Origin of the sequence: Citrobacter sp. Cpo045 (genome assembly GCF_030332875.1) — a bacterium.
GTDB lineage: Bacteria > Pseudomonadota > Gammaproteobacteria > Enterobacterales > Enterobacteriaceae > Citrobacter > Citrobacter portucalensis.
The window spans coordinates 89,549-104,719 of the sequence record NZ_JAOWGZ010000107.1 but is presented as its reverse complement, the minus strand read 5'-3'; the positions used below and the strand labels follow the sequence as shown (position 1 = coordinate 104,719).

The following is a 15,171-nucleotide window of genomic DNA, read 5'->3' as shown; positions in this document are numbered from 1 at the left end:
TGAAGTAGCTCACACTTATACACTTCGAGCACGAATGGATATTGCTTCTCTATTTATCCGGCTGGACAATGTTACCGATAACAGTTACCCGTAACAATTTCCTGATTCTTGTACCAGTGGGGGCAACGCTTTGAGCACGACTAATCATGATCACCACGTTTACGTTCTGATGGGCGTATCGGGCAGCGGTAAATCTGCTGTCGCCAGCGAAGTGGCGCATCAACTGCAGGCCGCGTTTCTTGATGGCGATTTTCTCCATCCGCGCAGCAACATCATGAAAATGGCTTCCGGTGAGCCACTCAACGATGACGACCGTAAACCGTGGCTACAGGCGCTTAATGACGCCGCTTTTGCGATGCAGCGTACCAATAAGGTTTCTCTGATCGTCTGTTCTGCCTTGAAAAAAGTCTACCGCGACCAGTTGCGCGACGGTAACCCGAACCTCTCTTTCATTTATCTGAAAGGGGATTTTGACGTTATCGAAAGCCGTCTGAAGGCGCGTAAAGGCCACTTCTTCAAAACGCAGATGCTGGTTACCCAGTTTGAAGCGCTGGAAGAACCGGGTGCGAATGAAAACGATGTACTGGTGGTCGATATCGATCAACCACTGGACGGTGTGGTCGCCAGCACCATTGAGGTTATTAACCAAGGCAGTAAGTAGTGAGCACATTAACGCTTGTTTTAACAGCAGTAGGGTCCGTTTTATTACTGCTGTTTTTAGTGATGAAGGCGCGTATGCACGCCTTCGTTGCTTTGATGGTGGTATCCATTGGTGCAGGTCTCTTTTCCGGTATGCCGCTCGATAAAATCGCGGCGACCATGGAAAAAGGGATGGGAGGCACGCTCGGTTTCCTGGCGATTGTGGTGGCGCTGGGGGCGATGTTCGGCAAGATTTTGCATGAGACCGGCGCGGTCGATCAGATTGCCGTCAAAATGCTGAAATCCTTCGGTCATAGCCGCGCACATTACGCGATTGGCCTGGCCGGTCTGATTTGCGCGCTGCCGCTGTTCTTTGAGGTGGCGATTGTGCTGCTGATTAGCGTAGCGTTCTCAATGGCGCGCCATACCGGTACTAACCTGGTTAAGTTGGTCATTCCGTTGTTTGCGGGCGTGGCGGCTGCCGCAGCGTTCCTGCTGCCGGGGCCTGCGCCGATGCTGCTGGCCTCTCAGATGCACGCCGACTTTGGCTGGATGATCCTGATTGGCCTGTGCGCCGCGATCCCGGGCATGATTATCGCCGGGCCGCTGTGGGGTAACTTCATCAGCCGTTACGTTGAGCTGCACGTACCGGAAGACATTACCGAGCCGCATCTGGGCGAAGGCAAAATGCCCTCCTTTGGCTTCAGCTTATCGCTTATCCTGCTGCCGCTGGTGCTGGTTGGTCTGAAAACCATCGCCGCACGCTTTGTTCCGGTCGGTTCTTCAACCTACGAATGGTTCGAGTTTATCGGTCATCCGTTTACCGCGATTCTGGTTGCCTGTCTGGTGGCGATTTATGGTCTGGCGGTGCGCCAGGGCATGCCAAAAGACCGCGTGATGGAAATCTGCGGCCATGCGCTTCAGCCAGCGGGGATTATTCTGCTGGTGATTGGTGCTGGCGGCGTGTTCAAACAGGTACTGGTAGATTCCGGCGTTGGTCCTGCACTGGGCGAAGCGTTAACCGGTATGGGCTTGCCGATCGCTATCACCTGCTTCGTGCTGGCGGCGGCGGTGCGTATCATTCAGGGGTCCGCGACAGTGGCCTGCTTAACGGCGGTCGGTCTGGTGATGCCAGTGATTGAGCAACTGAACTACTCCGGTGCCCAGATGGCGGCGCTGTCTATCTGTATCGCGGGCGGCTCTATCGTGGTCAGCCACGTTAACGACGCCGGTTTCTGGTTGTTCGGTAAATTTACCGGCGCGACTGAAGCGCAAACGCTGAAGACCTGGACGATGATGGAAACCATCCTCGGTACGGTCGGCGCGATTGTCGGTATGATTGCCTTCCAGCTGTTGAGCTGATGGCATTGCCCGGTGGCGCTAGCGCTTACCGGGCCTGGAAACGAGCACATATCGACACCGTAGGCCGGGTAAGGCGAAGCCGCCACCCGGCTTTTTTACAGCACCATCACACCATCCTCGGTTTTCAACCAACGCGGCGCTTTTAACGTATCGGCGAAATAGCCCACTAAATCCTGCAGTAAATCGCCCGCCACGCGTTCCATCTCGTCAGACAGCGTTTTGCTCATCAGTAAATGCGTCAAAAGCTGGCAGTAACGCCCCATCTGATCTGGTTCGGGTTCAAAGAGGGGAGAGCGGGTCGGTAAGGTTTCTACCGTCAGGCTGGCCTGTAGATGCTGCGGTACAGGTTCCGTTAAGGTTGGTTGTAGTAGTGCCAGACAGGCCGACAGGCGCGCACAAATCGCCAGCTTTTCTACCGGGTCATGACATTCAACAAGCCCTTCGACAAAACGCTCACAGTTATCCGCCAGTTCGGTGAAGTCCGTGGCATGGCTAAAGGGAAGGGTAAATAAAGAGTATGAAAAGAGAGGGGTAGTAGCCATAGGGCAGCCTCCAATGAGTGAAATTTACCACCACCGAAGGGACCAACCTTTTGGTGGCGGGCTGAACGGAGTTGGTCCTACCGGCCTCATTGGATACCGGTGCGTCTTGTGACGCCACCGTCCAGCCCACCATTGAGGTGTAGCTGGTCGCACGACAAAAGTGAATTTTATCGCGAATGAGGTAATCAGGGGACCAATCCTGGCACCTGATTTTGCAAGTGCTGCGAGAAGATAATGCTAATCCGCGATGCTGACAAGAGCGTATTCCGGAAGGCGCTTCGCAGAAATGAAAATACGTTTTCTCAGCGGTTTAAAAGCATAAGGAATACCTGGTATTACAGTGCAATGCCGTTCAGTTAAGCATGTAGGGTGAACATGTGATTATTGCTCAGGGTTCCGTTCACCTCAGTGGTGTCATTTCTCTGAAGCGCTGATGCCCGTGAACGTGCAAGGGAGGCTCACCGCCGCCTCCCTTGCAACCCAGGCTCCCGGCGGGAAAATCGTCGCTGCGCGAGTTATTCGTCTTATTCCGTCTGCCTGTCGGGTCGGGGCCGAGCCTGCATCCATGCAGGCCGTCCCCTCTGCCCGCATCCCTGCGGGCAGACCCGGTCAGCCGTCAACACCTCATCGATTTTCAGCCGGACCAGGGTGTCGCTTCAGCGCTCTGGCTTTCAGCTATATCCGTTTTGCTGTTCACAGGTATTCAAGTAAAAGCTCAGGTGGTCAGGTGTGGGCTGGTCCGGCTGAAAATTGCCGACGCGTTTCCGTAAGGCCGGGAGAACCCGAAGGGATGCGGGTTCAGGGCGCGTTTTGCATGGACGCTGCCTCGCGCCCGGCCCGGTAGCCTGGAGGAATAAGTGGAGGGAACCACGAAGTGGCAATTTTCCTGCCGGGAGCCGGGATTGTTAAGGGGGCTGCGTAGCCCCCTTAACACGTTCACTGGTGACGAGATCTCAGAGAAGCAATGAACATAACGAGAACGGAATCGTTCTCTGAAATGCCATGCTCTCCAGCTTCAAAACGGTTACCCCTTCATCCACATCCGCACGCCATCGAGGAACATCTGGGTTGCCATCATCACCAGAATCAGCCCCATCAGGCGCTCCAGCGCGTTAACCCCTTTCTCTCCCAGCAGACGTAAAAACAGCGAAGACTGCAGCAAAATCACGAATGTACCGCCCCAGGCGATCAGCAGCGCAATCACCAGATGCCCCATCTGGTTTGGGTACTGATGCGACAACAGCATTAATGAGGCCAGGATTGTCGGACCGGCGACCAGCGGAATCGCCAGCGGTACGATAAACGGCTCTTCACCAGCCGGAAGCCCGGTGCTATTCCCGGTGGCGCTGGGGAAAATCATCTTAATGGCGATCAGGAACAGAATGATGCCCCCGGAGATCGATACGGTTTCTGCACGCAGGTTAAGAAATGCCAGAATTTTCTCGCCCGCAAACAGGAATATCAGCATCACCAACAGCGCAATAAACAGCTCGCGAATCATAATCGCGCGGCGACGTTTTGGTTCGGTATGTTTCAATACGGACATGAAAATGGGCAGATTTCCGAGCGGATCCATAATCAGGATCAATAAAACTGCCGCTGAAATGATTTCATTCATAACTCAAATTCCCTGATAATTACCGCGGACTTTCTGCTTGCTTGCGCAGCGGGATAAGTCGCATTACTGATGGCTTCGCTATCATTGATTAATTTCACTTGCGACTTTGGCTGCTTTTTGTATGGTGAAGGATAGGCCAGTAGGATACTGGTTAGCATACACAGCACACATCTCTGCAGGAAAAAACGCTATGAAAAATGTTGGTTTTATCGGCTGGCGCGGTATGGTCGGCTCTGTTCTCATGCAACGCATGGTTGAGGAGCGTGACTTCGACGCCATTCGCCCTGTTTTCTTTTCTACTTCCCAGCTCGGGCAGGCGGCACCGACGTTCGGTGGCACCGCGACCGGCACACTTCAGGACGCTTTTGATCTGGATGCGCTGAAGGCGCTCGATATCATCGTGACCTGTCAGGGCGGCGATTATACCAACGAAATCTATCCAAAGCTTCGTGAAAGCGGTTGGCAGGGTTACTGGATTGACGCAGCCTCTTCGCTGCGTATGAAAGACGATGCCATCATTATTCTCGATCCGGTTAACCAGGATGTCATCACCGACGGCCTGAACAAAGGCATTAAGACCTTTGTCGGTGGCAACTGTACCGTTAGCCTGATGCTGATGTCCCTCGGTGGCCTGTTTGCCAATGACCTGGTTGACTGGGTTTCCGTGGCGACCTATCAGGCGGCTTCCGGCGGCGGCGCGCGCCATATGCGTGAACTGCTGTCTCAGATGGGTCATCTGTATGGCCATGTGGCCGAGGAACTGGCGACCCCTTCCTCTGCTATTCTCGACATCGAACGTAAAGTAACGACCCTGTCCCGCAGCGGCGAACTGCCGGTTGATAACTTTGGCGTACCGCTGGCCGGTAGCCTGATTCCGTGGATCGACAAACAGCTCGATAACGGTCAGAGCCGCGAAGAGTGGAAGGGACAGGCGGAAACCAACAAAATTCTCAACACGTCTTCCGTGATCCCGGTTGATGGTCTGTGCGTGCGCGTCGGCGCGCTGCGCTGCCACAGCCAGGCGTTCACCATTAAACTGAAAAAAGATGTGTCTATTCCGACCGTGGAAGAACTGCTGGCGGCGCACAATCCGTGGGCCAAAGTTGTACCAAACGATCGGGATATCACCATGCGTGAGTTAACCCCGGCGGCCGTTACCGGCACGCTGACCACGCCAGTAGGCCGTCTGCGTAAGCTGAACATGGGACCGGAGTTCCTGTCAGCCTTTACTGTGGGCGACCAGTTGCTGTGGGGTGCTGCGGAGCCATTGCGCCGTATGCTGCGCCAATTGGCGTAATAGTTTGTTAACGATCAAGGGGTGAGGAATCACCCCTTTTTTTGCGTAATACAGGAGTAAGCGCAGATGTTTCATTTTTTACCAGGAGTAAGATAAAGCATTGGCTATTCTTTAAGGGTGACTTAGTACCGGAGGTATTAAGTTGTTGCCTGAAGGTGGGACGACGCAGAGAGGATGCACAATTGTGCTGCGCCGTTCAGGTCAAAAAAAGTGTCACTACCTGATGTCGAAAATCAGTTGGAAGGGGTGACGCCATAAAACAGGATGACAACCATGTCCGTTCGTATCGATAGAGACGTGATTAATGCGCTAATTGCAGGCCATTTTGCGGATCCTTTTTCCGTACTCGGTATGCACCAAACTGATGCTGGACTTGAAGTCCGCGCCCTATTACCTGACGCCACCGAAGTGTGGGTAATCGAACCCAAAACCGGACGCAAAGTCGGCAAGCTGGATTGCCTCGACTCTCGCGGTTTTTTCTGTGCAGTACTTCCCCGCCGTAAAAATTTCTTTCGCTATCAGTTGGCCGTTGTCTGGCATGGACAGCAGAATCTGATTGATGACCCTTATCGTTTTGGCCCGCTGATCCAGGATATGGATGCCTGGCTGTTATCTGAAGGTACGCATCTGCGACCTTACGAAACGCTGGGTGCGCATGCGGATACCATGGATGGCGTAACCGGTACGCGCTTCTCAGTCTGGGCGCCTAACGCTCAACGCGTGTCAGTGGTTGGGCAGTTCAACTACTGGGATGGCCGTCGCCACCCAATGCGCCTGCGCAAAGAAAGCGGTATCTGGGAGCTGTTTATCCCCGGCGCGCAGCATGGTCAGCTGTATAAATACGAGATGATCGATGCGAACGGTAAGCTGCGAATCAAAGCGGACCCTTACGCCTTCGAAGCGCAAATGCGCCCGGAAACCGCGTCGCTTATCTGTGGTCTGCCGGAAAAAGTAGTGCAAAGCGAGGCGCGCAAAAAAGCCAACCAGTTTGATGCACCGATCTCTATCTATGAAGTTCACTTGGGGTCATGGCGTCGTCATACCGATAACAACTTCTGGCTGAGCTACCGCGAGCTGGCGGATCAGTTGGTGCCGTACGCCAAATGGATGGGCTTTACCCACCTCGAACTGTTGCCGATTAACGAGCATCCGTTCGACGGTAGCTGGGGCTACCAGCCTACCGGCATGTATGCGCCGACCCGTCGCTTCGGGACGCGCGATGATTTCCGTTATTTCGTGAATGCCGCGCATCAGGCGGGGCTGAACGTTATTCTCGACTGGGTGCCGGGCCACTTCCCGTCGGACGACTTTGGTTTGGCTGAGTTTGATGGCACCAACCTGTATGAACACAGCGACCCGCGCGAAGGATATCACCAGGACTGGAACACGCTGATCTACAACTATGGTCGCCGTGAAGTCAGCAACTACCTGGTGGGTAATGCTCTGTACTGGATTGAACGCTTTGGTATTGACGCGCTGCGCGTGGATGCCGTGGCGTCGATGATTTATCGCGACTACAGCCGCAAAGAAGGGGAATGGATCCCAAACGAATTTGGTGGTCGTGAAAACCTCGAAGCCATTGAATTTTTGCGCAATACCAACCGCATTCTTGGCGAGCAGGTGCCTGGTGCGGTGAGCATGGCGGAAGAGTCGACCGACTTTGCCGGCGTTTCAAGACCACAGGATATGGGCGGTTTAGGGTTTTGGTATAAGTGGAACCTCGGCTGGATGCACGACACGCTGGACTACATGAAGCTGGATCCGATTCATCGTCAGTACCATCACGACAAGCTGACCTTCGGCATGCTGTACAACTACACCGAAAACTTCGTCCTGCCGCTGTCGCATGATGAAGTGGTACACGGTAAAAAATCCATTCTCGATCGCATGCCGGGAGACGCATGGCAGAAGTTTGCCAACCTGCGCGCCTACTACGGCTGGATGTGGGCCTTCCCGGGCAAAAAACTGCTGTTTATGGGCAACGAGTTTGCGCAGGGACGTGAATGGAACCATGACGCCAGCCTCGACTGGCACCTGCTGGAAGGTGGCGATAACTGGCACCACGGCGTACAGCGTCTGGTGCGCGATCTGAACCACACCTACCGTCATCACAAAGCGCTGCACGAGCTCGACTTTGACGCCTATGGTTTTGAATGGCTGGTGGTGGATGACAACGAACGTTCGGTGCTGGCTTTCGTGCGTCGTGACAAGGTCGGCAATGAAATCATCGTGGTCAGTAACTTTACGCCTGTGCCCCGCCACGGCTATCGCTTCGGTATCAATCAGCCAGGCAAATGGCGTGAGATCCTCAATACCGACTCGATGCATTACCACGGTAGCAATACCGGCAACGGCGGTGCGGTGCACAGCGATGAAATCGCCAGCCATGGTCGTCAGCACTCACTGAGCCTCACGTTACCGCCGTTGGCAACGATCTGGCTGGTCAGGGAGGGGTAATGACGCAACTGGCAACCGGCAACGCCACCCCCCATGGTGCAACGTATGACGGCCATGGTGTCAATTTCACACTCTTCTCGGCCCACGCTGAACGCGTTGAATTATGCGTATTCGATGAGCAAGGGTGCGAACTTCGCTATGACCTGCCGGGGCGTAGCGGTGATGTCTGGCACGGCTATCTGGCCAACGCCCGGCCCGGTCTGCGCTATGGCTATCGTGTTCATGGCCCATGGCAACCGCAGCAGGGCCACCGGTTTAATCCGGCCAAGCTGCTGCTTGACCCTTGCGCCCGTCGGGTGGATGGCGAGTTAAAAGATAACCCGCTGCTGCACGGTGGGCTAAATGAACCGGATCATCATGATAATGCCACCATCGCGCTGAAGGGCGTGGTGGTGTCCGATCATTATGACTGGGAGGATGATACCCCGCCGCGCACGCCGTGGGGCAATACCGTGATTTACGAAGCGCATGTCAAAGGGTTGACGTATTTGCATCCTGAGCTGCCGGAAGAGATTCGCGGAACCTACAAAGCGCTGGGCCATCCAGTGATGATCGATTACTTCAAGCGCCTCGGCATTACCGCGCTGGAGCTGCTGCCGGTGGCGCATTTTGCCAGCGAACCACGGCTTCAGCGGCTGGGGCTGTCGAACTATTGGGGCTACAACCCGGTAGCGATGTTTGCACTGCATCCGGCCTATGCCTGTTCGCCGGAGAGTGCGCTTGATGAGTTTCGCGACGCGGTAAAAGCGCTGCACAAAGCGGGGATTGAGGTCATTCTCGATATCGTTTTGAACCACAGCGCCGAGCTGGATCTCGAAGGCCCCGTCTTCTCGCTGCGCGGAATTGATAACCGTAGCTATTATTGGATCAGGGACGATGGTGATTACTACAACTGGACCGGTTGTGGGAACACCCTCAATCTGAGCCATCCGGGTGTTGTGGAATACGCATGTGAATGCCTGCGCTACTGGGTTGAAACCTGCCATGTGGATGGTTTTCGTTTTGATTTGGCTTCCGTCATGGGGCGTACACCTGCGTTTCGTCAGGATGCGCCACTGTTTACCGCGATCCAAAACTGTCCGCTGCTCTCACGCGTTAAGCTGATTGCGGAACCGTGGGATATTGGTGAAGGCGGGTATCAGGTGGGGAATTTCCCCCCGCCGTTTGCCGAGTGGAATGACCATTTCCGCGATGCGACCCGACGCTTCTGGCTCCAGCGTAATCTCTCGTTGGGTGAGTTTGCCGGGCGTTTTGCCGCATCAAGCGACGTGTTTAAACGCGATGGTCGCAAGCCCAGCGCGACGGTCAATCTGGTGACTGCGCACGACGGTTTTACGCTACGCGACTGTGTGTGCTTCACAAATAAGCACAATGAAGCGAATGGTGAGGAAAATCGCGACGGCACTAGCAATAACTACAGCGACAATCATGGTAAAGAAGGATTAGGCGGCACGCTGGACCTGATTGAGCGGCGGCGCGACAGCATTCATGCGCTGTTATCCACGCTGTTGCTCTCCCTGGGGACGCCGATGTTGCTGGCGGGCGATGAGCATGGTCATAGCCAGCACGGCAACAATAACGCTTACTGCCAGGATAACGCCCTGACCTGGCTGGACTGGCAGCAGGCAAACAGCGGACTAACCACATTTACCGCTGCCCTGATCCATCTTCGCCAGCAAATTCCTGCACTAACGGGTGATCGCTGGTGGGAAGAGGGCGATGGCAATGTTCGTTGGCTGAATAAGTACGCACAACCCTTAAGTGCGGATGAGTGGCAAAACGGCCCGAGGCAGATGCAAATCCTGCTTTCAGACCGTTTTCTGATTGCAATAAATGCCACGCTTGAGGTGACAGATATCGTTTTACCTGAAGGGGAATGGTGCGCCGTTCCCCCATTTGCCGGAGAGGATAATCCGGTGCTTACGGCTGTCTGGCAGGGACCTGCGCACGGACTGTGTGTGTTCCAGAGAAGATAAAAAAGGAGTTAGTCATGGTGAGTTTAGAGAAGAACGATCGTGTAATGTTGGCGCGCCAGCTGCCATTAAAATCTGTTGCCCTGATCCTGGCCGGTGGCCGCGGTACTCGCTTAAAAGATTTAACCAACAAACGTGCCAAACCTGCTGTGCACTTTGGCGGTAAGTTCCGCATTATCGATTTTGCCTTATCCAACTGTATTAACTCCGGGATCCGCCGTATTGGCGTGATCACCCAGTACCAGTCCCACACGCTGGTGCAGCATATTCAGCGCGGCTGGTCGTTCTTTAGCGAAGAGATGAACGAGTTTGTCGATCTGCTGCCTGCCCAGCAGAGAATGCAGGGTGAAAACTGGTATCGCGGTACGGCGGATGCGGTGACCCAAAACCTGGACATCATTCGACGCTATAAAGCGGAATATGTGGTGATCCTCGCGGGCGATCATATCTACAAGCAGGACTACTCACGCATGCTGATCGACCACGTCGAGAAAGGCGCGCGTTGCACCGTGGCCTGTATGCCAGTGCCTATTGAAGAGGCCAGCGCGTTTGGCGTAATGGACGTGGACGACACCGATAAAATTATCGAGTTCGTTGAAAAACCCGCCAACCCGCCAGCTATGCCAGGTGACCCGACCAAATCTCTTGCCAGTATGGGGATCTACGTTTTCAACGCCGATTATCTGTATGAATTGCTGGCGGAAGATGACCTCGATGAAAACTCCAGTCACGATTTCGGTAAAGACATTATCCCGAAAATCACCGAAGCTGGCATGGCGTATGCACATCCATTCCCGTTGTCCTGCGTGCAGTCTGACCCGGAATCCGAGCCGTACTGGCGTGACGTGGGTACGCTGGAAGCCTACTGGAAGGCGAACCTCGATCTGGCTTCGGTGACGCCTGAACTGGACATGTACGACCAAGACTGGCCAATCCGTACGCACATGGAATCGCTGCCACCGGCGAAATTTGTTCAGGACCGTTCCGGCAGCCACGGAATGACGCTGAACTCGCTGGTTTCTGGCGGATGCATAATTTCAGGTTCGGTGGTGGTGCAGTCCGTTCTGTTCCCGCGAGTGCGGGTGAATTCATTCTGTAACATTGATTCGGCAGTGTTGTTACCTGAAGTGTGGGTGGGACGTTCGTGCCGCTTACGTCGTTGCATTATCGACCGCGCCTGCGTTATTCCCGAAGGCATGGTGATTGGTGAAAACGCGGAAGAAGATGCGCGTCGTTTCTACCGTTCAGAGGAAGGTATTGTGCTGGTCACGCGTGAAATGCTACGCAAACTGCAGATCAAACAGGAGCGATAATGCAGGTTTTACACGTTTGTTCAGAGATGTTCCCCCTGTTAAAAACCGGGGGACTGGCGGATGTTATTGGGGCGTTACCCGCAGCGCAAATAGCGGACGGCGTGGATGCCCGCGTGCTGCTCCCGGCGTTTCCTGATATTCGTCGCGGCATTCCCGATGCGCAGGTTGTAACGCGTCGGGATACCTTCGCCGGACGTATCACGCTGCTGTTCGGGCATTTCAACGGCGTGGGTATTTACCTGATTGACGCGCCGCATCTCTATGACCGCCCCGGTAGCCCGTATCACGACACTAACCTGTTTGCGTATACCGATAACGTGCAGCGTTTTGCATTGCTGGGCTGGGTTGGCTGTGAAATGGCCTGTGGCCTTGACCCATTCTGGCGCCCGGATGTGGTGCATGCGCACGACTGGCATGCGGGTCTGGCTCCGGCGTATCTGGCGGCGCGCGGCCATCCGGCGAAATCGGTGTTCACCGTCCACAACCTGGCGTATCAAGGCATGTTTTATGCAAAGCATATGGATGACATCCAATTGCCATGGTCGTTCTTTAATGTGCACGGACTGGAGTTTAACGGGCAGATTTCGTTTCTGAAGGCAGGGTTGTACTACGCCGACCACATTACGGCGGTCAGTCCGACCTACGCGCGGGAAATTACCGAGCCGCAGTTTGCCTACGGGATGGAAGGTCTGTTGCAGCAGCGTCATCGCGAAGGGCGTCTTTCCGGCGTGCTGAACGGCGTTGATGAAAAAATCTGGAGCCCGGAAACCGATCTCCTGCTGGCATCGCGATATACGCGCGACACACTGGAGGAGAAGGCGGAGAACAAACGTCAGCTTCAGATAGCGATGGGACTTAAGGTCAACGATAAAGTACCGCTGTTTGCTGTGGTGAGCCGTCTGACCAGTCAAAAAGGGCTGGATCTGGTGCTGGAAGCGCTGCCGGGGTTGTTAGAGCAGGGTGGACAGCTGGCATTGCTAGGCGCGGGTGATCCGGTATTACAGGAAGGATTCCTCGCCGCAGCGGCGGAACATCCAGGACAGGTGGGTGTGCAGATCGGCTATCACGAAGCCTTCTCGCACCGCATCATGGGTGGGGCCGATGTGATATTGGTTCCCAGCCGTTTTGAGCCGTGTGGCTTAACGCAGTTGTATGGACTGAAGTACGGCACGCTGCCGCTGGTGCGGCGCACCGGTGGGCTGGCTGATACAGTCTCTGACAGTTCGCTGGAAAATCTGGCGGACGGTATCGCCAGTGGGTTTGTATTTGAAGATAGTAATGCCTGGTCGCTGTTACGCGCGATCCGGCGTGCTTTCGTATTGTGGTCCCGGCCTTCGCTTTGGCGGTTTGTACAACGTCAGGCCATGACCATGGATTTTAGCTGGCAAGTCGCGGCGAAGTCATACCGTGAGCTTTACTATCGCTTGAAATAGATATCCAGGAATCACCTATATGAATGCTCCATTTACTTATGCATCGCCCACACTCAGCGTAGAGGCACTTAAGCATTCTATTGCCTATAAGCTGATGTTCACGATTGGTAAGGACCCGGTCATTGCCAATAAACATGAGTGGCTGAACGCCACGTTGTTCGCGGTGCGCGACCGTCTCGTGGAGCGCTGGCTGCGTTCTAACCGTGCGCAATTATCTCAGGAAACTCGTCAGGTCTATTACTTGTCTATGGAGTTTCTGATTGGCCGCACGCTTTCCAATGCACTGTTATCGCTGGGCATTTATGACGATGTCAAAAATGCGCTGGAAGGTATGGGGTTGGATCTTGAAGATCTGATCGACGAAGAAAACGACCCGGGTCTTGGCAATGGCGGTCTCGGGCGCCTGGCGGCCTGCTTCCTGGACTCTCTGGCAACGCTGGGATTGCCGGGACGCGGCTACGGTATTCGTTATGACTACGGCATGTTCAAGCAGAACATTGTTGATGGCCGCCAGAAAGAGTCGCCTGACTACTGGCTGGAATACGGTAACCCGTGGGAATTCAAACGCCACAACACGCGCTACAAAGTGCGTTTTGGCGGGCGCATTCAGCAGGAAGGTAAGAAAACGCGCTGGATAGAAACCGAAGAGATCCTCGCGGTCGCCTACGACCAGATTATCCCCGGCTACGACACCGACGCCACCAACACGCTGCGCCTGTGGAATGCCCAGGCCAGTAGCGAGATTAATCTCGGTAAATTTAACCAGGGCGACTACTTTGCGGCGGTGGAAGATAAAAACCACTCCGAGAACGTCTCCCGCGTACTGTACCCGGACGACTCCACCTATTCAGGACGCGAACTGCGGTTACGCCAGGAGTATTTCCTGGTCTCCTCCACGGTGCAGGACATTCTGAGCCGTCATTACCAGTTGCACAAAACCTACGACAACCTGGCGGATAAAATCGCCATTCACCTCAACGACACCCATCCGGTGCTGTCGATCCCTGAGCTAATGCGTTTGCTGATCGATGAGCATAAGTTCAGCTGGGACGATGCGTTTGAGGTCTGCTGTCAGGTCTTCTCGTATACCAACCACACTTTGATGAGCGAAGCGCTGGAGACCTGGCCCGTCGATATGCTGGGCAAAATTTTGCCGCGCCATCTGCAAATCATCTTTGAGATCAACGACTACTTCCTGAAGACGTTGCAGGAACAGTATCCGAACGATACCGCTCTGCTGGGGCGGACGTCGATTATCGATGAGTCTAACGGCCGTCGCGTGCGTATGGCATGGCTGGCGGTGGTGGTGAGCCACAAGGTAAACGGCGTTTCTGAATTGCACTCCAACCTGATGGTGCAGTCGCTGTTTGCTGATTTTGCGAAGATTTTCCCGACTCGTTTTTGCAACGTCACCAACGGCGTGACGCCGCGCCGCTGGCTGGCGCTGGCTAACCCGTCGCTCTCTGAAGTGCTGGATGAGAACATTGGTCGCACCTGGCGAACCGATCTCAGCCAGCTCAGCGAGCTTGAGCAGCACTGCGATTACCCACTGGTAAATCAGGCTGTGCGCCGCGCGAAGCTGGAGAATAAAAAGCGTCTGGCCACGCTCATCGCCCAGCAACTGAACGTGGTGGTGAACCCGAAATCGCTGTTTGATGTGCAGATAAAGCGTATTCACGAATACAAACGCCAGTTGATGAACGTGCTGCATGTGATCACCCGCTACAACCGCATTAAGGCCGATCCTGACGCTGAGTGGGTGCCGCGTGTGAATATCTTCGCCGGTAAAGCGGCTTCTGCTTATTACATGGCGAAACACATCATTCACCTGATCAACGACGTCGCGAAAGTGATCAACAACGATCCGCAAATTGGCGACAAGCTGAAAGTGGTGTTTATCCCCAACTACAGCGTCAGCCTGGCGCAGGTGATTATTCCTGCTGCCGACCTTTCTGAACAGATTTCTCTGGCCGGGACCGAAGCCTCCGGTACCAGTAATATGAAATTTGCTCTTAACGGTGCGCTGACCATCGGTACGCTGGACGGCGCTAACGTTGAGATGCTGGAGCATGTGGGCGCAGAAAATATCTTTATCTTTGGTAATACGGCGGAAGAGGTCGAGGCTTTACGCAGCCAGGGCTACAAGCCGCGTGAGTATTACGAGAAAGACGAAGAGCTGCACCAGGTGCTGACGCTGATCGGCAGCGGCGTATTCAGCCCTGAGGAGCCGGGACGCTATCGCGACCTGGTGGATTCGCTGATTAACTTTGGCGACCACTATCAGGTTCTGGCGGATTATCGCAGCTACGTTGATTGCCAGGATAAGGTTGATGAACTGTATCGTCACCCGGAAGAGTGGACCACCAAGTCGATGATTAATATCGCCAACATGGGGTACTTCTCGTCGGACAGAACGATAAAAGAGTACGCCGAAAACATCTGGCATATCGATTCGGTGCGGTTGTAACACACGATGCCGGGGGCGTTTCGCTTGCCCGGCCTACGTTTATGCACTCTTGTAGGCCGGATAAGGCGCT

At 54.6% G+C, this 15,171-nt stretch carries 10 protein-coding genes and 1 pseudogene; 8 read left to right on the top strand and 3 right to left on the bottom strand.

Annotation, left to right across the window (positions count from 1 at the left end; genetic code table 11):
* Positions 1-130: 130 nt before the first annotated feature.
* Both gntK and gntU read left to right on the top strand, forming a co-directional pair.
* On the top strand, positions 131-661 hold the full coding sequence (gene gntK, locus OGY13_RS22350; RefSeq protein ID WP_003023475.1) for a gluconokinase: 531 nt from the start codon (positions 131-133) through the stop codon (positions 659-661).
* Positions 661-2,001 carry a gluconate transporter gene (gntU, locus tag OGY13_RS22345; RefSeq protein WP_003827609.1) on the top strand — a complete coding sequence of 447 codons (1,341 nt, stop codon included), beginning with the start codon at positions 661-663 and terminating at the stop codon, positions 1,999-2,001. Before gntK ends, gntU begins: the two co-directional genes overlap by 1 nt.
* Here gntU and OGY13_RS22340 read toward each other — a convergent pair.
* The 3 genes and pseudogenes from OGY13_RS22340 to yhgN form a co-directional block, all read right to left on the bottom strand.
* Positions 1,924-2,103 (bottom strand): annotated as a pseudogene (locus OGY13_RS22340) (MarC family protein); the annotation flags it as partial. The gene gntU and the pseudogene OGY13_RS22340 sit on opposite strands and share 78 nt — an antisense overlap.
* Positions 2,097-2,543 (bottom strand): hypothetical protein, encoded by a 447-nt coding sequence (locus OGY13_RS22335; protein WP_168978683.1) that lies wholly within the window; start codon positions 2,541-2,543, stop codon positions 2,097-2,099. The pseudogene OGY13_RS22340 and the gene OGY13_RS22335, both read right to left, overlap by 7 nt.
* A gap of 1,024 nt (positions 2,544-3,567) precedes the next feature.
* On the bottom strand, positions 3,568-4,161 hold the full coding sequence (gene yhgN / locus OGY13_RS22330; protein WP_003023480.1) for an NAAT family transporter YhgN: 594 nt from the start codon (positions 4,159-4,161) through the stop codon (positions 3,568-3,570).
* Positions 4,162-4,351: 190 nt separating this feature from the next.
* Between yhgN and asd the strand changes: the two genes are divergently transcribed.
* From asd to glgP, 6 genes are all read left to right on the top strand, one after another.
* A complete protein-coding gene (asd, locus tag OGY13_RS22325; protein WP_003827614.1) occupies positions 4,352-5,458 on the top strand; it encodes an aspartate-semialdehyde dehydrogenase in 1,107 nt (368 codons plus the stop codon).
* 273 nt (positions 5,459-5,731) lie between these two features.
* On the top strand, positions 5,732-7,915 hold the full coding sequence (gene glgB, locus OGY13_RS22320) for a 1,4-alpha-glucan branching enzyme (protein WP_032945237.1): 2,184 nt from the start codon (positions 5,732-5,734) through the stop codon (positions 7,913-7,915).
* Positions 7,915-9,891 (top strand): glycogen debranching protein GlgX, encoded by a 1,977-nt coding sequence (gene glgX / locus OGY13_RS22315; protein ID WP_213752619.1) that lies wholly within the window; start codon positions 7,915-7,917, stop codon positions 9,889-9,891. Before glgB ends, glgX begins: the two co-directional genes overlap by 1 nt.
* Before the next feature lie 14 nt (positions 9,892-9,905).
* On the top strand, positions 9,906-11,201 hold the full coding sequence (glgC, locus tag OGY13_RS22310; RefSeq protein ID WP_003827621.1) for a glucose-1-phosphate adenylyltransferase: 1,296 nt from the start codon (positions 9,906-9,908) through the stop codon (positions 11,199-11,201).
* The gene (gene glgA / locus OGY13_RS22305) at positions 11,201-12,634 is read left to right on the top strand and encodes a glycogen synthase GlgA (RefSeq protein WP_003827622.1); all 1,434 of its coding nucleotides are present in this window, start codon (positions 11,201-11,203) and stop codon (positions 12,632-12,634) included. The genes glgC and glgA overlap by 1 nt, the downstream gene beginning before the upstream one ends.
* A 19-nt stretch (positions 12,635-12,653) precedes the next feature.
* On the top strand, positions 12,654-15,101 hold the full coding sequence (gene glgP, locus OGY13_RS22300) for a glycogen phosphorylase (protein WP_286637878.1): 2,448 nt from the start codon (positions 12,654-12,656) through the stop codon (positions 15,099-15,101).
* The last annotated feature ends 70 nt before the right edge of the window (positions 15,102-15,171 follow it).

What these genes read in the sequence shown, in the direction of transcription:
- asd (WP_003827614.1), top strand. Translation starts at nt 4,352, where the DNA reads ATGAAAAATGTTGGTTTTATCGGCTGGCGCGGTATGGTCGGCTCTGTT.
- yhgN (WP_003023480.1), bottom strand. Translation starts at nt 4,161, where the DNA reads ATGAATGAAATCATTTCAGCGGCAGTTTTATTGATCCTGATTATGGAT.
- glgC (WP_003827621.1), top strand. Translation starts at nt 9,906, where the DNA reads ATGGTGAGTTTAGAGAAGAACGATCGTGTAATGTTGGCGCGCCAGCTG.
- glgP (WP_286637878.1), top strand. Translation starts at nt 12,654, where the DNA reads ATGAATGCTCCATTTACTTATGCATCGCCCACACTCAGCGTAGAGGCA.
- OGY13_RS22335 (WP_168978683.1), bottom strand. Translation starts at nt 2,543, where the DNA reads ATGGCTACTACCCCTCTCTTTTCATACTCTTTATTTACCCTTCCCTTT.
- glgX (WP_213752619.1), top strand. Translation starts at nt 7,915, where the DNA reads ATGACGCAACTGGCAACCGGCAACGCCACCCCCCATGGTGCAACGTAT.
- glgA (WP_003827622.1), top strand. Translation starts at nt 11,201, where the DNA reads ATGCAGGTTTTACACGTTTGTTCAGAGATGTTCCCCCTGTTAAAAACC.
- glgB (WP_032945237.1), top strand. Translation starts at nt 5,732, where the DNA reads ATGTCCGTTCGTATCGATAGAGACGTGATTAATGCGCTAATTGCAGGC.